The following is a 20600-nucleotide window of genomic DNA, read 5'->3' on the forward strand; positions in this document are numbered from 1 at the left end:
GCTCAGAAGACGCCTTCCGCGCGGGCCTTGTCCGCGAGCCGGTTGTGCTCGTCCAGGTTGTCCGAGAAGCACGTGGTGCCGTCCTTCTGGCACTTCACGAAGTACTGCCACGGCCCCTGCTCGGGGTTGATCGCGGCGGTGATCGCCTCACGGCTGGGCGAGCCGATCGGGGTCGGCGTCAGCCCGTTGTTCTTGTAGGTGTTGTACGGGCCGGAGCGGTCGCGGTCCTCGTCGCTGGTGGTCACGATGGGCCGGTCGAGCTTGTAGTTGACCGTCGAGTCGAACTGGAGCGGCTGGTTGACCGACAGGCGCTTGTAGATGACCCGGGAGATCTTCCCGAAGTCCTTCTCCAAGCCCTCCTTCTCGATCAGCGACGCCACGACCAGCACTTCGTAGGGCCGGAACCCGGTGGTCTTGGTGCCCGCCGGGATGCCGTAGCCCTGCAACCGGGTGTTCGACGTCTCGATCACGCTCTTGATCAGCTCGGGGGCCGACGCGCCGGGCTTGAGGTGGTACAGGCCCCGGGTGATCAGACCTTCCAGCCGGTTCTCCTTGGGCGCGCGCGCGAAGTCGGCCAGCGCCCAGTCCGGGATGCCCAGGGCGGCGGCGTCGGCCGTGTCGGCGGCGGCGCGCAGCTCGTCCACGGTGACGCACTTCTTCACGCCGTCCAGCTCCGCGCACGAGGCGTCGGACAGCATCGACAGGATGCCCTTGGTGACGCTCTTGCCGTCCGGCGAGGTGATGTCGTGCAGGACGTTGCCGCCCTTGACCTCCAGCGGCACGACCTTGGCCTTGGCGTCGGTCATCCGCTCCACGGCGGCCTTGCCCGACATCTTGGTCTTCATCAGGTAGAAGCCCGGCTGGATGGCGGTGACGCGGGCGTCCTCCTTGCCCGCCTCGGTGAACGCCCGGGGGCTGGCCACCACGCCCTGCTCCTTGAGCGTGGCGGCGATCGAGGAGACCAGGTCACCGTCCTTGACCTCGACCACGACGTCGGCTTCGCCCGCGCCCGGGAAGTCGTCGTAGGACCCGATGCCGCTGAGCACCTGGTAGCCGTAGTACGCGCCGCCGCCGCCGATCACCAGGACGAGCGCGACCACGACCCACAGGATCGTCTTCTTGTGGTTGCGCCTGCGCGGACCCGCGACCTTGCTGCCGCGGGGGCGGTCCTGGTGCACGTCAGGTTCGCTGAACAACCCGAGGTCGTCGCTCACGTGCGGTCCTTCGCTCCGGGGGCCTGCTCCTCGTCTGCGGAACGGGCCACGTGTCGTGCCCGTGCGTCCAGCCAGGACTGGAGGATCTCGACTGCGGCAGCCTGGTCCACGACAGCACGTTGCTTCTTGCCTCGCACCCCCCGCTCGGCCAGCACCCGGCTCGCCGTGACGGTGGTCAGCCGCTCGTCGTGCAGCCGCACCGGCACCGCGACGCGCCCGGCCAACGCCGCAGCGTACGCGGTCGCCGCCTCCGCTGCCGGCCCGTGTCGCCCGGCCAGGGTGCGGGGCAGGCCGACCACGACCTCCACGACGTCGTGCTCGGCGACGAGCCCGACCAGGTCCGCGAGGTCCCGGCCGGCCTTCTCGTCGCGGGCCAGGGTAACCAGCGGGGTCGCCAGGAAGGCGCCGGGGTCGCTCAGCGCGACGCCGACCCGCACCGCCCCGACGTCGACGCCCAGCCTCCTGCCGAGGCCGGGGTCGTCGACACCGGGGCGATCAGTGCTGCTCAACGGCGCGGTCCACCTCGGCGCGCACGGCGGCCAGGGCCTGCGCGACGCCGGCGGGGTCGGTGCCGCCGCCCTGGGCGAGGTCCGGCTTGCCGCCGCCGCGACCGCCCACGGCCGGGGCGAAGGCGGGCACCAGCCTGCCCGCCGCCAGCCCGAGCGAGCGGGCGGCCTCGGTGGTGGCCACCACGAAGCTCACCTTGTCGCCGTCCGGGGCGAACAGCGCCACCACGCCGGGCCGGCCGCCCAGCCGGTTGCGCACCTCGCCGGCCAGCGTGCGCACGTCGCCGGCGGCGATCCCGCCGGGCAGCTCGACCGCGACCACGGCCACGCCGCGCACGTCCAGCGCCTGCTCGGCCAGCGACCCGGCGGAGGACAGCAGCTGGGCCGAGCGGACCCGCTCCAGCTCCTTCTCGGCCACCCGCAGCCGCTCGACCAGGGCTTCCACCCGGGCGGGCACCTCGGCGTCGGGCACCTTGAGCAGCCCGGCGACGTTCTGCACCAGGGCCCGCTCCCGGGCCAGGTACTGGAACGCCTCGATGCCGACGTACGCCTCCAGCCGGCGCACGCCCGACCCCACCGACGACTCGCCGATCACGGTGATCGGGCCGATCTGGGACGAGTGCTCGACGTGCGTGCCACCGCACAGCTCGCGCGACCACTCGCCGCCGATCTCGACCACCCGGACGGTGTCGTCGTAGGTCTCGCCGAACAGGGCGACCGCGCCCATGGCCTGGGCGCCGCCCATGTCGGTGTAGACGACGCTCACCGGCAGGTCGCGGCGGACGGCCAGGTTGGAGACCTCTTCGATCTCGCTGCGCGCCACGTCGGACAGGCCGCCGGTCCAGGCGAAGTCCAGCCGCAGGTAGCCGGGCTTGTTGTAGGAACCGCTCTGCAGGGCCGACGGGCCGAGCACCTGGCGCAGGGCGGCGTGCACGACGTGCGTCCCGGAGTGGCCCTGGCGCGCGCCGATCCGCCACTCCGGGTCCACCCGGGCCTCGACCCGCTCGCCCTCGGCGATCTCGCCGGAGAGCACCCGCACCTGGTGCACCCAGAGCTTGCGGGCGACCTTCTGGACGTCCACGACCTCCAGCTCGGCGGTGCCGGACACGATCGTGCCGGCGTCGCTCTCCTGGCCGCCGGACTCGGCGTAGAGCGGGGTGCGGTCGAGGACGACCTCGACGATCTCGCCCTCCTTCGCCGAGCGCACCCGCTTGCCGTCGCGGACGATGCCGCGCAGCGTGGCCTCGGAGGCCAGCTCCTGGTAGCCGGTGAACTCGGTGGCGCCGAGGTCGAGCAGCTCGCGGTAGGCGGTCTGGTCGCCGTGGCCGGTCTTCTTGCCCGCGGCGTCGGCCTTGGCGCGGGCGCGCTGCTCGGCCATCAGCTTGCGGAAGCCGTCCTCGTCCACGGTCAGGCCCGCTTCCGAGGCCATCTCCAGGGTGAGGTCGATCGGGAAGCCGTACGTGTCGTGCAGCTGGAACGCCTTGTCGCCGGGCAGCGTGGCGCGGCCGGCGCCCTTGACCTCGCCGGCGGCGGTGTCGAAGATCCGGGACCCGGCCTCCAGGGTGCGCAGGAAGGTGTCCTCCTCCGCCTTGAGCACCTGGGCGATCCGGGGGAACCCGCTGACCAGCTCGGGGTAGGTGGGGCCCATGGCGTCGCGGACCAGCTCGGCGAAGCGGACCAGCACCGGCTCGTCGATGCCGAGCAGGCGGGCGGAGCGCACGATCCGGCGCAGCAGGCGGCGCAGCACGTAGCCCCGGGCCTCGTTGCCGGGCGTCACGCCGTCGCCGACGATCAGCACGCCGCTGCGGGCGTGGTCGGCGATGACCCGGAACCGGACGTCGTCCACCGGGTTCGCGCCGTACTTGCGGCCGGACAGCTCCTCGGCGGCGCGGATCACCGGCAGCACGAGGTCGGTCTCGTAGACGTTGTCCACGCCCTGGAGCAGGAACGCGACCCGCTCGACGCCCATGCCGGTGTCGATGTTGCGGCTGGGCAGCGAGCCGACCGGCGGGTGCCCGAGCTTGGGGCTGAGCTCACCGCGCTCGTCCTGCATGAAGACCAGGTTCCAGATCTCCAGGTACCGGTCCTCGTCCACCACCGGACCGCCGGGCCGGCCGTACTCGGGGCCCCGGTCGTAGTAGATCTCCGAGCACGGGCCGCCGGGACCGGGCACGCCCATGTCCCAGTAGTTGTCCTTGCCGTCGCGGCGCTGGATGCGCTCGTCGGGCAGGCCGGCGACCTTCTTCCACAGCTCGATGGCCTCGTCGTCGTCCAGGTAGACGGTGACCCAGATGCGCTCCGGGTCGAAGCCGTAGCCGCCGTCGTCCTGGGACTTGGTGATCAGCTCCCAGGCCAGCCGGATGGCCTCTTCCTTGAAGTAGTCGCCGAACGAGAAGTTGCCCGCCATCTGGAAGAACGTGTTGTGCCGGGTGGTCTTGCCGACCTCGTCGATGTCCGGCGTGCGCACGCACTTCTGGATGCTGGTGGCGCGCGGGAACGGCGGCGGGGCTTCGCCCAGGAAGTAGGGCTTGAAGGGCACCATGCCGGCGTTGACGAACAGCAGGTTCGGGTCGTCCAGGATGAGCGAGGCGCTGGGCACGTAGGTGTGGCCGGCGTTCTCGAAGTGCTCGCGGAAGCGCTTGATGATGTCGTGGGTCTGCACGGGTGGTCCTCGGGTGCGAAGTGGTCTGGGCGCGGTGAGGCGGACGAGCCCTAGTGGCGGTCGCCCGCCCTGCGCGCTCGCCGACCCGGCGCCTGGCCCGTCTGGCGCTCCACGGTGTCGTGCAGCTCCTGCTCGCGCTCGCTCATCCCCGCGCGGACCTCCGCGCCGAACGACCCGATCGCGCCGGCCAGCTCCCGCAGGCCCTCGCCGACGTTGGCGCCGATGCCCGCCGGGGTGGCGGCGTGCGCCGCCTGGCCCGCCTTGCGGGTGGCGAACACGCCGGCCGCGATGCCCAGGCCGAACCAGAACAGCCGCCTCATCGCCTACCCCGCCGGGTGTGCTTCTTCGGCGACTGCCCGGCACCGCGCCGGGCCCGGATGGCCTTGCCGACGCCGTAGGACAGCGCGGCGGCCTTGACCAGCGGACCGCCCAGGGTGGCGGTGAACAGCGAGGTCAGCGCCGATACGTTGCCGGTGACCGCGCGCGCGTTGGCGGTGATGCCGTCCACCCGTTCGAGCTGGGCGTTCACGTGCGTGATCGTGGTGTTCGCGCCGGTGAACAGCGGGTCGCTGTTCTGGTGCGCCTTGCGGATGGCGATGGTGGCCTCGTCCAGCGTCCGGCCCAGCTTGATCAGCGGGATGGCCAGCAGGATCACCAGCAGCACGAACGCACCGGCGGCGACCAGTGCGGCGATCTGCCCTGGCGACACGGATCCTCCTGAGGGCTTGCTGGGCGTTGGGGTGTCCAAGGTTACCGCGAGTCGCCCGAATGACGTCTGGTGGATCTCGGTTGCGCCTGCCGGACCACCTGATCCACTTGTGAGAAGTACTCGGATGACCGATGACCTGGGCCGATCCGGTGCCGTAGCGTGATCAACGCTGTTGCGACCCCCCACTTCAGGAGGAAACGGCATGGCTCAGGAGAACAACGCGTACGAGGCCCCGTCCAGCGGCCTGCTGCTCAGCACCGAGGCGCTGACCGGCGCGGTCGACCGGGGCAAGGCCAACGGGGCGCTCGACGACGCCGACGGCGGCGCCGACAAGTGACCTTCCCGACCCTGGCTGACCTCGTCGCACCGGTCGAGGTCAGCCAGTTCTTCGCGGCGGTGCAGGGCCGGACCCACCAGCGGTTCCCCGGCCGGGCGGGGCGGTTCGCCGACCTGCTGCCGTGGTCGGAGGTCAACCGCGTGCTGCGGCAGTACCCGCTGGAGCACCCCCGGCTCCGGCTCGCCCAGGGCGGCGAGATCGTCCCGGCGCACACCTACACCGACGTGGTCGAGTCGCGCCAACCCCCGTCCCGGCTGGTCCCGGCGGCGTTCGCGGAGAAGATGCGCGGCGGCGCGACGCTGGTGATGGACTCCGTCCACGAGCTGTTCGACCGGGTCGGCGAGCTGACCTCGGCGCTGGAGCACGAGCTGCGGGAGCGCGTGCGGGCGAACCTGTACGCGGGCTGGGGCAAGACGCACGGCTTCGACGTGCACTGGGACGACCACGACGTGCTCATCGTGCAGGTCTCCGGGCGCAAGCGGTGGCGGCTGCACGGTGCGACCCGGGTCGCGCCCCTGCGCCGGGACGTCGAGCTGCCGACCCCGCCCACCTCGGAGCCGCTCGACGATTTCGTGCTGGAGGACGGCGACGTCCTGTACGTGCCGCGCGGGCACTGGCACGACGTGTCCGCCCTGGGCGAGGAGTCGCTGCACCTCACCATCGGGTTCAACCGGGCGACCGGCGTCGACCTGGTGGCGTGGCTGGCCGACCGGCTCCGGGCGGACGAGGCGTTCCGCGTCGACCTGCCCCGGTTCGCGCCCGAGGCGGAGCAGCGGGCCCACACCGAGCTGCTCAAGGCCCGGGTCGCCGAGTTGATGGACGCCGACGTGGTCGGGCGGTTCCTGGCCGACCGGGACGCGCAGGCCCCGGCGCTGCCGCACGTGGGGCTGCCGTGGACCGCGACCTCGGACCTGCTGCCGCCGGGTGACGACGCCGAGGTCAGGGTGCTGACCCCGCGCGCGGTGCTCACGCCGGGTGCGGAGACGGTGGCGCTGGAGGCGGCGGGCAAGCGCCTGGTGTTCGCGGCGGCGGCGCTGCCGGTTCTGGAAGTGCTCGTGGGAGGCACCCGCCACGCGGTGGGGTCGCTGGTGGCGGCCGGTGCGCCGGCCCTGGACCGGGCCACGGTCCGGGCCCTGCTCGCTGAATTGGTCACACGGGGAGTGGTAGGACCCGCGTGATCGGGTAAGCTTAGGTATGCCTAACGCAAGTTCGGGCGGGCTCCCGGGGTGCGCGGTCCTCACGCGTCAACTGGGCGGCAACCCGGCCGGCACGGCGGCCCACATGACGTCGTGGCTGCTCATCGAGCAGCCCGGCCCGTGGCCCGCCGACGCGTTGGAGCAAACCCTGGCCCCGGTGTTCGCGCCGGGCCGGCTGGACGGGCCGCGCGCCGCCGGGCTGCGACCGCTGCTCATCCGCCGTCCCGGCAAGCACCAGCGCGACCCCGGCGCACCGCGCACCGTCTACCTGGCCAGCGGCGTGCCCGGCAACCGGTGGCTGGAGCGGCTGGAGGTCGCCGACCTGGCCGACCTGGCCTCGCTCGACCTCGGCGCGCTGGCAGCCAGCATCCCCGGCCACGGCGAGCGGGTCGACGGCCCGCTGTTCCTGGTCTGCACGCACGGCACCAAGGACCTGTGCTGCGCCGTGCTCGGCCGCCCGCTCGCGGGCGTGCTGGGCGAGAACCACCCCGGCCGCGCGTGGGAGGTCAGCCACGTCGGCGGCGACCGCTGGGCGGGCAACCTGCTGGTGGTGCCGGACGGCTTCCTGCACGGCCAGCTCGACCCGGGCGAGGCGGCCCTGGTGGCGAAGGCCGCGCTGGGCGGCCAGGTGCAGCCCGACCAGCTGCGCGGGCGCACGTCGGCGGTGAGCGCGTGGACCCAGTACGCGGAGATCGCGGTGCGCAAGCACCTCGGGTTGCGCGGGCTGGACGCGGCGCTGGGCGTCGCGGAGCGGCCGGTGGAGTCCGAGGACGGCGAGGCGCGCGTGGTGACCGTCCAGGGCTTGGACCACCTGTACGAGGTCACCGTGCACCGCAACGTCGCTAGCGCGGTCGGCACCAGCCGCTGCTCGGGCGTGATCGCGCCGTCCGCCTACACCACCCGCACGATCAAGGCGCTCGTCACGGCCTGACCCGGGCGGGTGTCGTCCCGCCCGGCATCCCCGACCGGACGGGACGACAGGTCCCCTACCGGCGGGCCAGCGTCAGGTAGGCCAGGCCCATGCTGGTCCGGTAGCCCTTGAGCCAGCCGTCGCGGTGCTCGTCCACGACCCTGGCGACCTCGGCGGCCTCCGGGTGGTCCGGGTTGTCCAGCAGCCAGCGCTCCCGCGACGCGCACCACCGCGACTCGAACGAGTCCCACTCGTCGCGGTTGGCCGTGGTCAGGTTGAGCAGCCGGAACCCCGTCGCCAGGGCGAGGTCCACCAGCTCGTGGAGCAGCAGGAACTCCTCGCGGGGGAAGATCTCCAGGGCGCGCGCGTTGGGCTCGCCGTCCCAGATGCCGTCGCCGAGCAGCAACCGGCCGCCGGGCTTGAGGCGGGTGTGCATGGCCTCCAGTGTCCCCCGCGTGCCGCCCCAGGCGTGGGACGCCCCGATCGACACGACGACGTCCGCCGGGTCGGCGGCCCACGTGGTGACGTCGGCGCGTTCCAGCCGGACCCGGTCCCCCAGGCCGCGCGCCGCGATGTTCGCCCGGCCCCGGTCGATGGCGCGCTCGTCGTCGTCGACGCCCAGCCCGGTCGCGCCCGGCGCGTGCTCGACGGTGCGCAGCAGCAGCTCCGCCCAGCCGCAGCCGTAGTCCACGACGGTCGCCCCGTCCAGCGGTCCGAGCGTCCCGATCAGGTCGTAGGACTTGGCGTCCGAGAGCGGCGAGTTGAAGTCGAGGAGGGCGTGGCCGTCGGTCGGGGCATCCGTCACGGCGCACACCGTTGCAGACGCCGGGCCGATCGGCACCGGATTTTTCCTACTCCTCGCCCCGCACGACCCGCCGCAGCCGGGGCAGCCGCTCGGCGATGTAGCGCTCCGCGCCCCGGCCGGTCGGCTCGTAGTAGTCGCGGCCGACCAGGTCGTCCGGCGGGTACTGCTGGGTGAGCACGCCTTCGGGCACGTCGTGCGGGTACCGGTAGCCGCGCGCGTTGCCCAGCTTCTCCGCGCCCGCGTAGTGGCCGTCGCGCAGGTGCGCGGGCACCGACCCGGTCGAGCCCTTGCGCACGTCCGACACGGCCGCGCCGATCGCCGTGGTCACCGCGTTCGACTTGGGCGCGGTCGCCAGGTGGACGGTCGCGTGGGCCAGGTTCAGCGCGCACTCGGGCAGCCCGATGAGCTGCACGGCCTGCGCGGCGGCGACGGCGGTCTGCAACGCGGTCGGGTCGGCCATGCCCACGTCCTCGCTGGCGTGGATCACCAGCCGGCGGGCGATGAACCTCGGGTCCTCCCCCGCCTCGATCATGCGGGCCAGGTAGTGCAGCGCGGCGTCCACGTCCGAACCCCGGATGGACTTGATGAACGCGCTGGTCACGTCGTAGTGCTGGTCGCCCTGCCGGTCGTAGCGCACGGCCGCGCGGTCGACCGTCGCCTCCAACGTGGCCAGGTCGAGCTCCCCGCCGCCCGGGACCGCGTCGGCGGCGGCCTCCAGCGCGGTCAGCGCGCGCCGCGCGTCCCCGCCGGCCAACCGCACGAGGTGGTCCTCGGCGTCCGGGGCGACGGTGATCGCGCCGGCCAGCCCGCGCTCGTCGGCGACCGCGCGGCGGACCAGCCCGCGCACGTCGTCGTCGCCCAGCGGGCGCAGCTGGAGCACCAGCGACCGGGACAGCAGCGGCGAGACGACGGAGAAGAACGGGTTCTCCGTGGTGGCCGCGACCAGCAGCACGATCCGGTCCTCGACCGCGCCGAGCAGGGCGTCCTGCTGGGTCTTGGAGAACCGGTGCACCTCGTCGATGAACAGCACCGTCGACTCGCCGGACCGGACCAGCCGGCGGCGTGCCTCGTCGATGACGGCGCGGACCTCCTTGACGCCCGCGCTGAGCGCGCTCAGCGCGGCGAACCGGCGGCCGGTGGCCCGGGACACGAGGGTGGCCAGGGTGGTCTTGCCGGTGCCGGGCGGGCCGTAGAGCATGACGGACGCGGGCGAGGAGCCCTCCACGAGCCGGCGCAGCGGCGCACCGGGGCCCAGCAGGTGGCCCTGGCCGACCACTTCGTCCAGCGTGCGCGGGCGCATCCGCACGGCCAGCGGCGCGTTCGCCGCGATCCGCTCCGCGCGCTCCTCCTCGGGCACGCCGAACAAGCCCTCGTCGAACAGCCTTTCGTTCACCTGTTCGACTGTAGTCGCCCTGTGCACTCCCGCTGTCCGAGCGTGCAGCACCGGTTCCGCGCCCGGCCCGCGCGGGCCAGGGTCGGTGCCATGAGCAGGCTGAGTCCGGAGCAGATCGCCCGGCACGCGCACGACGCGGGGTTCCGGGGCGAGGACCTGACGATCGCGGTGGCGGTCGCGCTGGCCGAGTCCGGCGGCGACCCGCGCGCCCACAACGCGAGGCCGCCGGACGACTCGTACGGGTTGTGGCAGGTCAACATGCTGGGGTCGCTGGGCCCGGCGCGGCGGCGCGAGCTGGGGCTCCCGTCGGACAGCGCGCTGTTCGACCCGCGCGAGAACGCCGAGGCGGCCCACCGGATCTCCGGCGGCGGGCGGTCGTGGACGCCGTGGTCGACCTACACCAACGGGGCGTACCGGGCGCACCTGGACGAAGCCCGGCGCGGGGTGAAGGCGTTGCAGCGCACCGGCTCCGGCGGCGGATCAGGGGGCGGCGGTCGTGGCGGCGGCGGTTCAGGGGGCGGCGGTCGTGGCGGCGCCGGGGGCGGGTACTCGGTGGACGTCGGGGTGCTGCGCGACTACGCGCGGCGCACCCAGAACACCGCCGACGACCTGACGGCGCTGGGCCGCAGGCACGTGCGCGAGGTCCGGGAGATCGCCGAGGACAGCTTCGGCGCGGTGGGCCGGCAGTCCGGTTTCGCCGCCGCGCTCGACGGTTTCGGGGCGGCGCTGCGCAAGCAGGTCAAGGGCGTCGCGCACAACACCGACGCGCTGGCCGCGTCCGCCGCCAAGTCCGCCCGCGCCTACCGCGAGCAGGACGACGACATCGCCCGTTCGCTGAGCTGAGGAGCCCACCGTGGACACGAGAGCGACCGCGCGGTACATCGCGGAGAGCATGATCGGGCACCGGAACGCGTTGGCGGGCAAGGCGGAGGACGCGGTCAAGGTCCAGTACGCGCTCAACCGCACGGCGACCGGGCTCACCGAGCAGCACGAGGACCACCTGGCGGCGTCCAGGACCGTGCTGGAGCACTGGAAGGGCACCCAGTCCGAGGGGTTCGAGAAGCGCTCCGGGAGGCTGGGCAGGCAGCTGCGGGCGACCTCGGAGGCCGCGCGGGACGCGGAGGAGGTCGTCGCGGGCGTGAGCGCCGCGCTGACCACCGGGCACGCCAGGGCACGCCAGGCCGTGGACGAGTACCTGGAGCGGGCCACCCGCCTGCTCGACGCCGGCGTCGCGGTGGGGACCGGGGCCGCGCTGCTCAAGGCCGTCGCCGCAGCCGCCGACCTGGAACCCCGCTACACCAGGGAGACCGCCTCGGCGCTGCGGCGGACGCGGGACGAGATGGAGGACGCGGCACGCCGGCTGCGCGCCCTGGAGAAGGACGTCGAGCACGACGGCGTGGTCGACGCGCGACCGCGCACCAGCCCCGCGAAGGCGAAGGAGCGCGGCCGGTCCCGCACGATCGTCTCCGCTGCGCGGCGCGAGCTGGGCGTGCGCGAGAACCCACCGGGCAGCAACCGCAACCCGTACGGGCCGACCGCCGCGTGGTGCTCGTCGTTCGCCACGGCCATGTGGCGCAAGGCGGGCGTGGACATCCCGCTGCTGCCCTTTACCGGTGACGTGTTCCGCTGGGGGCAGCGCAACGGCAAGTCCTACACCGAGTTGGCCGACGTGCGCCCCGGCGACGTGCTGCTGTTCGGCACCGGGCCGCAGAGCCCGACGACCAGCAAGCACATCGGGATCGTGGAGAAGGTGTCCGGCGGCGCGGTGACCCTGATCGAGGGCAACTCCGGCGACGCCGTGCGCCGCAACACCCACCGGCTCAGCCCGACCACGTTCTACGGAGGGGTGCACCCGTGATCACCGCGCACGCGCACGACCCCGACCGGGGTGTCGCGGTGGAGGTGGGGCCCGGTGGCGCGCTGCGCGACCTGACCCTGGACACCCGCGCCCTGCGCCTGGGCCCCGACCTGGCGCGCGCCGTCCTGGACCTGGTCGACGCGGCGACCGCGAAGGCCAACGCCCGCGCCGCCGGCGTGCTGGGCGACCTGGCCGCGCTCGGGCTCGCGGTGCCCGCCCGGCAGGTCGAGGCGGTCGAGGACACCACCCCGACGACGTGGAGGGTCTGATGCCCGAGTTCGGGACCTCCGGCCGGCGCGGCACCGGGCCGGGCGGCTCCCCAGGCGCTGCGAGCAGCCCACCACCGGACGTGCCGTCGCCGGACGTGCCGTCACTGGGCGGGCGGCTCGACGCGATCCGGGCGACGGCGTCCGGCGACGGGGTGACGGTGACCGTCGACCTGCACGGCAAGCCCGTCGGGCTGGAGTTCGCGCGGGAGGCGTTCACCCGGACCCCGTCCGCGCTCGCCGAGACCGTGCGGCGGCTGGCCGACGAGGCGGCGGCCGACGCGCTGGCGCGCGGGCTGGCCGTGGTCACCGAGGTCGTGCCCGCCGGGCTGCTGGACTCCGGCTCCCGCCCCGGCCACGGCTCGGCACCCCCGGTGGGTTCTCACCCGTGAGCCGCTGCCGGAGCCGGGTTCGCTCCCGGCGGAGCGAGAACCCGTGCGGTGCGGACCGCCGGTGCGCTGTCCGCTCAACGCCTCGTGCAGCGCACCGGCTACGCCACGCCGGCGAGCAGCTCGGACAGCCGGCGGGTCAGCCACGCGCCGTCCGCCGGGGTGAGCAGCACCCACGGTTCGCCCGCCACCTCCTCGGCCGCCATCGCGTACCGGCCGGCCGTGGTGTCGGTCCAGCTCAGCACCGACGACCGGCCGCCGGGCCCGGTGCAGGCGAGCTGCCCGGCAGCGACCCGGCCGGCCTCGGCCAGGGTGGTGACCGCGCGGGTCGCCCGCCCGGTGACGCCGCCGGACGCCAGCGCGCGTTCCAGCCCGGGGTGGCCGGCGTCCGCGTAGCCGCGCATCGCGGCCGAGAACACCGCGCGCGGCAGCCGGACCTGGTCGCCGGGCCCCGGCACGCCCTCCCCGACCACCCGCGCCATCGCGGCGACCGCGTCGGTGATCGGCTCCAGCGCGACCTCCTGGTCGTTCAGCACGGCCAGCACCCCGCGCGGCCCGCGCAGGGCCGCCAGCACCCGCCACGGCGTGGGCCGGAACACCAGGGCGTCCACGGACAGCGTGCGGTTGGCCAGCCGGCCGAACAGGTCCTCCAGCTCGGGCGCGGGTCCGCCGTCCTCGGCCAGGCCCGCCGACGCCAGCGCGCGGAACACGTCCACGCCCAGGTCCTCGCGGTCGGCCTCGGTCGCGCCGTGCGAGTCGACCTCCAGCGGGTACGGCGGCTCGCCCACCCCCAGGTCTTCCCACAGCAGGTCGAACTCCAGGTGGGACAGGACGACCGCGGTCGCCGTACGTCGTGCCATGCCGGCCGAAGATAGCGGGTGGGTCCGGGCGGGTCGGCCGGAACCCGGCCTTACCCTGGCCGGCGTGGACCTCGCCAACGGGCTGCTCACGGTGCGCGCGTCGGGTGCGGCGGCGGCCCGTGCGGCGCTGGACGGGGCGTCGGGCGGCACCCCGGGCACGCCCGAGCGCATCCAGCTCCTGATGGGCTGCGCGGTGCCGCGCGGCCTGCCCCGCAGCGGCGCGGAGCTTCGGTTTCCCGATTGCTCGCTGCACGTCGTGCCGGGCGTGGTGCTGCTGACCGTCGCCGAGGCGAAGCTGACCGTCGGCTTCACCGAGCTGAAACCGCTGATGTTCCAGCCGGTCCCGGTGGAGGCGGCGCTGCGCTCGGTGTTCTCCGGGGCGATCGCGCACGTCCTGGCCGCCGCGCACGTGCTGGACCCGCACGGCCTGTCGCACCACCTGCTCGGGCTCGCCGAGCTGGTGCTGCGCAGCGCGCTGAAGGCCGAGCTGGACCGGGTGGACGCGCTGGCCGCGCGCCGCCGCGAGGCGCTGGACTACATCCGCGACCACCTGGCCGACCCGACCTTGGGCGCGGACGCCGTCGCCGCCGCCCTGCACATCTCCCGCCGCCGGCTCTACCAGCTCTTCGACGACGGGCAGGGCGTGTCCGAGCGCATCCGGGGGCTGCGGGTGGACCGGGCGCGGGCGCTGCTGGCCGACCCGGCGAAGGCGGGCCGGGGCATCGGCGAGATCGCCAAGGACTGCGGTTTCGTCAGCGCGGCGCACTTCTCCCGGACGTTCCGCCAGGTGGTCGGGCGGACGCCGAGCGAGTTCCGGGGCCGGTGAGCCCGGGTTCGTCGAACCGGACGCCCGACACGAACCGCCCGGCCAGGCCCGCCACCTCCAGCCACCCCCGCCCGGTGGGCGAGTGCAGGGTGAACACCGCGACCCTCGGGTGCGCCGGGTCGGTCACCACCACCTGGAGCTGCGCGCCCGTGCCGGTGACCGGGATGCGCTCCACGATCACCACCGGGCAGCCCGTCGAGGTCACGCCCTTCGTCACGTCGCGGATGGCCGGCCCGTCGAGCTGGACGCCGAGCGCCGGGTCGACCGGCCGGTCCACCGGGAGCACGCCGGCGAGCAGCAGCGCCGGGTCGGCGTCCGGGTGCTCGACCACGGCGAGCAGGCCGCAGTCCTGCCGGTGCGCCAGCTCCGCCGCCTGCGTCGCGGAGACCTCCAGACCGGGGTCGCGGGTGCCTTTGACGCGGCGCAGCACCGCGAGCAGTTCGGCGGCGGTGCGCTCGGGGGAGCCGAGAGCCACCGGGGTCACCCCCGGCACGGGAGCGAGTCTCACCCGAGGCCCGCCGCGAACGCGTCGGCCGCGCCGCGCCCGGCGGCCCGCGCGGGTGGCCCGAGCAGCACCGACGCCAGTTCGGCGGTGAGCGCGGAGAAGTCCGCGAGGGCGTCGGCGAGCGCCGTGGACGGTTCCTCGGAGCGCAGCCGCTCGGCGACCCGCCGCGCCTCGGCGTGGTGGTCGCGGGCCAGCAGGCGGGCCTCCTCCAGCACGTCGTCGAGCTGCCGGGCGACCCGGTCGTGCCGGGCCACCGCGTCCGCGTGCACCTCGGCGTGCGCGGGCGTGAACGCGGCCAGCGCCCCGGCGCGGTCGACCTCGTCGGCGGCGTCGGAGAGGTCCCGGCGCAGCGCCACGGCCCGCCGGTCCAAATCCTCGGCCCGCCGTTGGTTGCCCAGCAGCGTGGTGGCCCAGGCGTCGAGCACCTCCGACGCGGCCCGCATCGCGCGCCGCACCGCCGTCAGCTCCGACACCACCGCCTCCAACCGGGTCCGCAACCCCTCGGCCGCCGCTCCTTCCCACCCCACCGGCACACCGGGCACCGGCACCTCGACCGCGCAGCGCGCGCTCGCCGCCGCAACGGCCCCCGCGCTGCCGGGCGCGGGGTCGAAGCCGAGGCCCCGGTAGTCAGCCATGGTCGAGCTCGTCCGCCCGCCGGTAGGTCTCGCCGGCCGCCCGGACCTCGTCGGCGAGCACGCCCGGGTCCAGCCCGCGCAGGGTGCCCGCCCACTCGGCGAACAGCCCGGCGACCGCCTCGGCGACGCCCTCCGGCCCCAGGTCGCCGACCGGTTCGGCCAGCGCGGACCGCACGGCGCGCAGGTCGTCGCCGGCGTCCGCCAGCCGGTGCGCGTACCCGGCCAGCTCGTCCGGGTCGACCCGGTAGCCGGTCACTCGCCGAGCACCGGCGGGAACGCGGGCGGCAGGTCGTCCAGCAGGTCCAGGCCGTTGTCGTAGCGGTTGCGGTGCTCCCGGTCCTCCTCCCGGTTGCCGGGCGCGGCCGGCGGGACCACGCCGTACCCGCCCGGACCGCCCGCCGGCACCGGCACGGCGCCGCCGCGCGCCACCGCGCCGCCGGGCGCCGCGCCGATCACGCCCGACGAGCCGCCGGGTCCGACCGGGCCGTGGCCGCCGGGACCGAACGCCGTGCCGTAGCCGCCCGGACCGTAGCCGCCCGGACCGGGGCCGAACCCGCCGGGCGGGCCCGCCGCGTAACCACCGGGCACGGCCGACCCGCCGGGCAGGCCGGGCACCCCGAAGCCCGCCGGGCCGCCGGCCGCCGCGACGGCCGTGGTGTCGCCGGGGCGCACGCCGGGCGGCGGCGGCTGGTCGACCGGGGGCTGCGGCGTCGAGGGCGGCGCGGTCGGCGGTTGCGGGGTGGTCGGCGGCGCGGTCGGGGGCCGGTCCGGTCCGCCGGTCCACGGGCGGTGGTCGGGCTCGACCTTCGCGCCGGCCGGGGCGTCGTCGAACAGCGGCAGGCGGTCGTACTCGGCGCGGCTCGCCTGCTCGTAGGCGTCCATCACGCGCACCGCCTCCGCCTTCGCGGCCTGCTGCTCCTTCTTGGACGGCAAGTGGTCGTCCAAGAGCTGGTCGGCCAGGTACGCGCCCTGCGGACCGTCCAACGTGGTCACGTCGTACCCGTCGCGGAACCACCGCTCGGCGTCCGGGTGGACCGGCTCGGGCATCCGGCGGGCCGCCTCGCCCACGGCCCAGGTGTAGGCGTCCATGCCGGCACCGACGCGGTAGGCCCGGTCGGACACCTCGGTGGCCCACCGGGTGAGCCGGGACACCGAGTCTGCCGCGACCGCCGAGGACGGGCCGTGCCAGGACTGCACCAGCGTGCCGACCAGCCGCTGGACGTCCTCGGTCGCCTCGCCCAGGTCGCGGGCCAGCACCTGCCAGTCGTGCGTGCGCTGCCCCATCCGGGCCAGGTCGGCGGACTTCACCATGTCCCAGAGGTCGCGGTGCGCGTAGACGTTCCAGTTGATCTTGCCGAACCGCTCCAGCCGGCGGTTGGCCTTCTTGCGGTCGGACACCTTGCGGGCCGCGCGGCGCTGCCTCGCGGTCGCCGGGTGGTCCTCGGAGTGGAACCGGTGCCTGCGCTCGTGCCCCGTCACAGCGTCCTCATCGCCTCGGCCGCCGCCTCGTCCTCGGCGCGGTGGGTGGAACCGACCTGGCGCAGCGCGGCGCGCAACGCGCCCAGCTCGTCCAGGTAGGACTGGAGCGACGACTGCACGCCGCCGTCCTGCCCGCCGCCGCGCAACCCGAACGCCCGCCGCATGTGCAGCGCGACCGGCCCCTTGCCGTCGCCGAGGTCGTCGGACAGGCCGTCGGACCGGCGCAGGTGCTCGTGCAGGGTGTTGTGCAGCTCGTCGAGCCTGGTGAGAGCGCTGTCGAGCTCGTCGAAGTCGAGCGCGACGCGGTCACCGTCCTGGGCGACGATCGGCGTCGCACCGGCCGTGCCGGGCGCGTCGACGCGCGGCGGCGGGGCGGGTCGCCCCCGCTCCTCGCGCTCGAACCCGTCGCGCAACCGCTTGGCGTCCTCGATGCCGCGCACCCTCACCATGACGCACATCGTGACGGGCGCGGCGCGCGACGACCAGACCGGGTGCACAACGGGAGCAGGTCGGGTGCACGTACGGACAAACACGAGGTCGCGTCAGGTCTTCGGCGTGGGATGGCCTGGTGCAGCTCGGGGGGCGTGAAGTCGCCCGGTGCTCCGGAACCTCGGGAGGCGCGCGGTCGAGCAGGGCGTGCGAGAATCGTCCCCCGTGCCGTCATCCGCCGTTCACGCCCGTGTCGTGTTGCTCGCCGGCCCGTCCGGCTCGGGCAAGTCCACGCTCGCCGCCCACCTGGGGTGGCCGGTCCTGCGCCTGGACGACTTCTACCGCGAGGGCGACGACCCGCTGCTGCCCCGCGACGACGCGGGCCGGCCGGACTGGGACGCCGAGGGGTCGTGGAACACCGAGGACGCGCTGCGCGCGGTGGTGGAGTTGGCCACCACGGGCCGCGTCGAGGCCCCGGTGTACGCGCTGGGCGAGGACCGGCGGGTCGGGTGCCACGTGGTGGAGGCGGACGGGCCGTTCATCGCGGAGGGGCTGTTCGCGGACCGGCTCGTATCCGGGTGCCGCGAGGCGGGCGTGCTGCTGGACGCGATCGTGCTGGCACCCAACGCTTTCGTGACGTTCGTGCGGAGGTTCACCCGAGACGTGGCCGAGGCGCGCAAACCGGTCCCGTTCCTGCTCCGCCGAGGTCTGCGCCTGCTGCGCGAACAACCGTCGCTGGTCCGCCGCTGCGTGTCGGCCGGGATGCGCCGCCTGTCCCCGTCCGACGCCCGCGCCACCCTGTCGGAGGTCTCCCCCCGCCGCAGCCCGCCCACCCCGGCCGCTGCCAATCGGAACCGCTGAAACCTCTCGTTCACCGATCCCGCACTCCGCTGCCGGCCGGTACCTGTTCCGCGACCTCACGCGCGTCCGCCGGACCGGGCGCGGTGCTCAGTCGAGGCGGAAGCCGAAGGGGAGTTCCAGGCGGTGGCGGGCCAGGAGTTCGGTGTCGGCGAGCAGTTCCCGGGTCGGGCCGTCCGCCACCACCACCCCGCCGTCGATCAGCACGCTGCGCGGGCAGACCTGCACCGCGTACGGCAGGTCGTGCGTCACGATCAGCATCGTGCGGTCGAGGCCGAGCAGGACCTCCGCCAGCTCGCGGCGGGCCACCGGTTCCAGGTTCGCGGACGGCTCGTCCAGCACCAGCACCTCCGGGTCGCACGCCAGCACCGTGGCCAGCGCCACCCGCCGCCGCTGCCCGCCCGACAGGTGCAGCGGCGAGCGGTCGGCGACGTCCGCCATGCCCACCGCCGCCAAGGCCAGCGCCACGCGCTCGTCCAGCTCCGCGCCGCGCAGCCCGAAGTTCGCCGGCCCGAACGCCACGTCCTGCCGCGCCGTGGGCAGGAACAGCTGGTCGTCGGGGTCCTGGAACACCACGCCCACCCGGCGCCGGACCTCCCGCAGGTGCTCCTTCACCACCGGCAGCCCGGCCACCTCGATGCGCCCCTCCCCGCCACCGAGCACCCCGTTGAGGTGCAGCACGAGGGTCGTCTTGCCCGCGCCGTTCGGGCCGAGCAGCGCGACCCGCTCGCCCGGCTCCACCCGCAGGTCCACGCCGAACAGCGCCTGGTGGCCGTCCGGGTAGGCGAACGCCAGGCGCTCCACGAGCAGCGCGGGCGCGGTCGGCGCGACGTGCACCGGCTGCACCGCCGCGCTCCCCCGCCCGTCCGGCATCCGGCCCGTCCAGCCGCGCGACACCATGGCCAGGTGGACGCGCTCGCCGCGCTCGTAGGAGCGGATGAACAGGCTGCCGACGCCGCGCGCCGTCGCGCCCAACTGCCACAGGAAGCGCGGGTCGTCCCCGCGCGAGACGCGGGCCACGCGCATCCGCTTCGCCTCCGCCACCACGACGTCGGCGTAGCGGAGCATCAGGGTGGCGATGGTGACCAGGACGTCGGGCATCCGGAGGCGTTGCAGGCCGAGCAGGAGGTCCTGCGGCGCGGTGGTCGCGGCGAGCGTGAGCGAGACTAGGACGCCGAGGGTGCCCTTGGCGAGGATGTTCCAGCCCGCCAGCGCGCCCTCGACCGAGACGGGCACGCCGAGGACGTCGGTGGTCGGACCGGGCCCGGTAAACGGCAGCACCAGCGCCAGCACCACGAAGGGCACCTCGATCAGCGCGCGCGACGCGAACCACGTCGGCGGGACCCGGGCGACGAACCACACCGCCGTGACCACCAGCAGGTAGGCCCCGAACGCCCAGAACGCCTCGCGCGGCGTGGCCACCACGCACAGCACGGCGACCACCGCGGCGACGATCTTCACCTGCGGGGCGAGCCGGTGGACCGGCGAGTCACCCGCCCGGTGCAGAACGCCCGTGCTCACCCCTTGGCGCTCTTGGTGCGCAGCAGCCAGAACAGGCCACCGGCCACGAGGAGCGTCACGACGACGCCGATCACGCCCGCGAGCCCGGTGAGCCGGTCGTCGCCGCCCACGGCGTAGTCGGCGAGCGGGCTGCCCGCCAGCGGGTGGTCCTGCGCGTGCTCGGCGATGCCGTGCTCCTCGGTGACGTGGTCGAGGCCGTCGGGGTCGGAGTCGGCGAAGTACGACACGACCCCCGCGAGCACCAGGCTCACCACGGCGAACCAGGCGAAGAAGCGCTTCATCCCCTCAGCTCCAGCTTCTGCGGCACGCCGCGCAACAGGTACACGAGATCGGGCCGCGCCGCCGCGACCGCCGTGACGGTGGCGGCGGTGATCACCCCTTCGCCGACGCCGATCAGCACGTGCACGCCGAGGATCGCCGCCGCGACCGTCCCGAAGCCCACGCCGCCCGCGCCGCCGATGGCGTACTCGACGACGAAGCCGAACGAGGCGAGAACGGTGTTGACCAGGGCGGAGAGGAAGGCGACCAGGGCGAGGCCGCCCTTGCCGCGCTTGGCGAGGGGCCGCAGCGCGACGGCGGTCAGGTACCCGACCGCCGTGCCGATGAGGGCCATGTTGGTGACGTTCGCGCCGAGCGCCGTGACGCCGCCGTCGGCGAAGAAGAGGGACTGCACGACGAGGACGATCGTCACGCAGAGCGCCCCGACCCACGGCCCGACCAGGATGGCGGCCAGCGCACCCCCGAGCAGGTGCCCGCTGACGCCGGGCAGGACGGGGAAGTTCAGCATCTGGGTGGCGAACACGAACGCCGCCACCAGCCCGGCCATGGGTGCCGTGCGGTCGTCGAGGTCGCCCCGCGCCTTGACCAACGCCACCCCGACGCCGATGACGGCCACGGCCACGAAGGCCAGCGACGTCGGCACGGTGAGCAGCCCGTCGCTCATGTGCATAGCTACCGGTTCGGACACGCCCACACGGTAATTGCCACCTGCCCGCTGTGGCCAGCACGGTGCAACAACGATGGGGACCGCTCCCCGGTCCCACCCGAATGCCACGCGCACCGCTCCGTGGACCCCGCCCCGCAATGCCCGTGCCACCCGCCCCGCAACCTCCGGTTCGTGCCCACAGGAGAGCCCGATCCGCCCAGCCGTACAAGATTCACACAATGCGGTGAGAAGTGCTGTGACCAGGCACTATCCGACGCTGCCATTCGTTGCCGGATAAAACGAAGGCCCCCGCCCCG

25 protein-coding genes and 1 pseudogene are annotated in these 20600 nt (G+C 74.5%); 9 read left to right on the top strand and 17 right to left on the bottom strand.

Annotated elements, in window-relative coordinates:
• Positions 1-2: 2 nt before the first annotated feature.
• From mltG to AB0I60_RS23795, 5 genes are read right to left on the bottom strand one after another with little or no spacing between them, the layout of a single operon-like run.
• Positions 3-1214 carry an endolytic transglycosylase MltG gene (gene mltG / locus AB0I60_RS23775; RefSeq protein ID WP_360733036.1) on the bottom strand — a complete coding sequence of 404 codons (1212 nt, stop codon included), beginning with the start codon at positions 1212-1214 and terminating at the stop codon, positions 3-5.
• Entirely contained in the window at positions 1211-1723 is a 513-nt protein-coding gene (ruvX, locus tag AB0I60_RS23780) for a Holliday junction resolvase RuvX (RefSeq protein ID WP_360733037.1), read from the bottom strand. The genes mltG and ruvX overlap by 4 nt, the downstream gene beginning before the upstream one ends.
• Positions 1710-4382, bottom strand: coding sequence for an alanine--tRNA ligase (gene alaS, locus AB0I60_RS23785; protein WP_360733038.1), 2673 nt, complete (start codon positions 4380-4382; stop codon positions 1710-1712). The genes ruvX and alaS overlap by 14 nt, the downstream gene beginning before the upstream one ends.
• Positions 4383-4432: 50 nt before the next feature.
• The gene (locus AB0I60_RS23790; RefSeq protein ID WP_360733039.1) at positions 4433-4702 is read right to left on the bottom strand and encodes a hypothetical protein; all 270 of its coding nucleotides are present in this window, start codon (positions 4700-4702) and stop codon (positions 4433-4435) included.
• Entirely contained in the window at positions 4699-5091 is a 393-nt protein-coding gene (locus tag AB0I60_RS23795; protein ID WP_360733040.1) for a DUF948 domain-containing protein, read from the bottom strand. The genes AB0I60_RS23790 and AB0I60_RS23795 overlap by 4 nt, the downstream gene beginning before the upstream one ends.
• Before the next feature lie 202 nt (positions 5092-5293).
• On the opposite strand from AB0I60_RS23795, the gene AB0I60_RS23800 reads away from it, so the two are divergent.
• From AB0I60_RS23800 to AB0I60_RS23810, 3 genes are read left to right on the top strand one after another with little or no spacing between them, the layout of a single operon-like run.
• Entirely contained in the window at positions 5294-5428 is a 135-nt protein-coding gene (locus AB0I60_RS23800; RefSeq protein WP_360733041.1) for a hypothetical protein, read from the top strand.
• On the top strand, positions 5425-6606 hold the full coding sequence (locus AB0I60_RS23805) for a cupin domain-containing protein (RefSeq protein ID WP_360733043.1): 1182 nt from the start codon (positions 5425-5427) through the stop codon (positions 6604-6606). Before AB0I60_RS23800 ends, AB0I60_RS23805 begins: the two co-directional genes overlap by 4 nt.
• A gap of 16 nt (positions 6607-6622) precedes the next feature.
• The gene (locus tag AB0I60_RS23810) at positions 6623-7555 is read left to right on the top strand and encodes a sucrase ferredoxin (RefSeq protein ID WP_360733044.1); all 933 of its coding nucleotides are present in this window, start codon (positions 6623-6625) and stop codon (positions 7553-7555) included.
• Between the two features lie 55 nt (positions 7556-7610).
• On the opposite strand, the gene AB0I60_RS23815 is transcribed toward AB0I60_RS23810, so the two are convergent.
• On the bottom strand, positions 7611-8339 hold the full coding sequence (locus AB0I60_RS23815; protein WP_360733045.1) for a methyltransferase domain-containing protein: 729 nt from the start codon (positions 8337-8339) through the stop codon (positions 7611-7613).
• Positions 8340-8385: 46 nt separating this feature from the next.
• On the bottom strand, positions 8386-9732 hold the full coding sequence (locus AB0I60_RS23820) for a replication-associated recombination protein A (RefSeq protein WP_360733046.1): 1347 nt from the start codon (positions 9730-9732) through the stop codon (positions 8386-8388).
• A gap of 90 nt (positions 9733-9822) precedes the next feature.
• Here AB0I60_RS23820 and AB0I60_RS23825 point away from each other — a divergent pair, with 90 nt between their 5' ends.
• Genes AB0I60_RS23825 through AB0I60_RS23840 form a run of 4 tightly spaced genes read left to right on the top strand, consistent with a single transcriptional unit; the run spans position 9823 to position 12248 of the window.
• Positions 9823-10575 carry a type VII secretion target gene (locus tag AB0I60_RS23825; RefSeq protein ID WP_360733047.1) on the top strand — a complete coding sequence of 251 codons (753 nt, stop codon included), beginning with the start codon at positions 9823-9825 and terminating at the stop codon, positions 10573-10575.
• Between the two features lie 10 nt (positions 10576-10585).
• A complete protein-coding gene (locus AB0I60_RS23830) occupies positions 10586-11590 on the top strand; it encodes a CHAP domain-containing protein (RefSeq protein WP_360733048.1) in 1005 nt (334 codons plus the stop codon).
• Positions 11587-11859, top strand: a complete 273-nt coding sequence (locus AB0I60_RS23835; RefSeq protein ID WP_360733049.1) for a YbaB/EbfC family DNA-binding protein — start codon at positions 11587-11589, stop codon at positions 11857-11859. The genes AB0I60_RS23830 and AB0I60_RS23835 overlap by 4 nt, the downstream gene beginning before the upstream one ends.
• Complete coding sequence (locus AB0I60_RS23840) at positions 11859-12248, top strand: hypothetical protein (protein WP_360733050.1); 390 nt, start codon at positions 11859-11861, stop codon at positions 12246-12248. Before AB0I60_RS23835 ends, AB0I60_RS23840 begins: the two co-directional genes overlap by 1 nt.
• A 98-nt stretch (positions 12249-12346) precedes the next feature.
• Here AB0I60_RS23840 and AB0I60_RS23845 read toward each other — a convergent pair whose 3' ends face one another.
• Positions 12347-13105 carry an ESX secretion-associated protein EspG gene (locus AB0I60_RS23845; protein ID WP_360733051.1) on the bottom strand — a complete coding sequence of 253 codons (759 nt, stop codon included), beginning with the start codon at positions 13103-13105 and terminating at the stop codon, positions 12347-12349.
• Positions 13106-13169: 64 nt separating this feature from the next.
• Between AB0I60_RS23845 and AB0I60_RS23850 the strand changes: the two genes are divergently transcribed.
• Complete coding sequence (locus tag AB0I60_RS23850; protein WP_360733052.1) at positions 13170-13931, top strand: AraC family transcriptional regulator; 762 nt, start codon at positions 13170-13172, stop codon at positions 13929-13931.
• On the opposite strand, the gene AB0I60_RS23855 is transcribed toward AB0I60_RS23850, so the two are convergent.
• Genes AB0I60_RS23855 through AB0I60_RS23875 form a run of 5 tightly spaced genes read right to left on the bottom strand, consistent with a single transcriptional unit; the run spans position 13858 to position 16999 of the window.
• Positions 13858-14415: a hypothetical protein gene (locus AB0I60_RS23855; RefSeq protein WP_360733053.1), complete on the bottom strand. Its 558-nt coding sequence runs from the start codon at positions 14413-14415 to the stop codon at positions 13858-13860. The genes AB0I60_RS23850 and AB0I60_RS23855 overlap by 74 nt on opposite strands.
• A 20-nt stretch (positions 14416-14435) precedes the next feature.
• Positions 14436-15071, bottom strand: coding sequence for a hypothetical protein (locus AB0I60_RS23860; protein WP_360733054.1), 636 nt, complete (start codon positions 15069-15071; stop codon positions 14436-14438).
• Positions 15064-15327: a hypothetical protein gene (locus tag AB0I60_RS23865; protein WP_360733055.1), complete on the bottom strand. Its 264-nt coding sequence runs from the start codon at positions 15325-15327 to the stop codon at positions 15064-15066. The genes AB0I60_RS23860 and AB0I60_RS23865 overlap by 8 nt, the downstream gene beginning before the upstream one ends.
• Positions 15324-16550, bottom strand: coding sequence for a PPE domain-containing protein (locus tag AB0I60_RS23870; RefSeq protein ID WP_360733056.1), 1227 nt, complete (start codon positions 16548-16550; stop codon positions 15324-15326). Before AB0I60_RS23870 ends, AB0I60_RS23865 begins: the two co-directional genes overlap by 4 nt.
• Entirely contained in the window at positions 16547-16999 is a 453-nt protein-coding gene (locus AB0I60_RS23875) for a hypothetical protein (protein WP_360733057.1), read from the bottom strand. The genes AB0I60_RS23870 and AB0I60_RS23875 overlap by 4 nt, the downstream gene beginning before the upstream one ends.
• 235 nt (positions 17000-17234) lie before the next feature.
• Here AB0I60_RS23875 and AB0I60_RS23880 point away from each other — a divergent pair, with 235 nt between their 5' ends.
• Positions 17235-17840 carry a uridine kinase gene (locus AB0I60_RS23880; RefSeq protein ID WP_360733058.1) on the top strand — a complete coding sequence of 202 codons (606 nt, stop codon included), beginning with the start codon at positions 17235-17237 and terminating at the stop codon, positions 17838-17840.
• A gap of 87 nt (positions 17841-17927) precedes the next feature.
• Here the strand turns inward: AB0I60_RS23880 and AB0I60_RS23885 are convergent, their stop codons facing one another.
• From AB0I60_RS23885 to AB0I60_RS23900, 4 genes and pseudogenes are all read right to left on the bottom strand, one after another.
• Entirely contained in the window at positions 17928-18710 is a 783-nt protein-coding gene (locus AB0I60_RS23885) for an ABC transporter ATP-binding protein (protein ID WP_360733374.1), read from the bottom strand.
• A 15-nt stretch (positions 18711-18725) separates the two neighbouring features.
• Positions 18726-19358 (bottom strand): annotated as a pseudogene (gene cbiQ / locus AB0I60_RS23890) (cobalt ECF transporter T component CbiQ); the annotation flags it as partial.
• Positions 19355-19639: a PDGLE domain-containing protein gene (locus AB0I60_RS23895; RefSeq protein ID WP_360733059.1), complete on the bottom strand. Its 285-nt coding sequence runs from the start codon at positions 19637-19639 to the stop codon at positions 19355-19357. The pseudogene cbiQ and the gene AB0I60_RS23895, both read right to left, overlap by 4 nt.
• A complete protein-coding gene (locus tag AB0I60_RS23900) occupies positions 19636-20325 on the bottom strand; it encodes an energy-coupling factor ABC transporter permease (RefSeq protein ID WP_360733060.1) in 690 nt (229 codons plus the stop codon). The genes AB0I60_RS23895 and AB0I60_RS23900 overlap by 4 nt, the downstream gene beginning before the upstream one ends.
• Positions 20326-20600 lie beyond the last annotated feature (275 nt).

It is taken from the genome of Actinosynnema sp. NPDC050436 (assembly GCF_040655415.1).
Classification (GTDB): Bacteria; Actinomycetota; Actinomycetes; order Mycobacteriales; family Pseudonocardiaceae; genus Actinosynnema.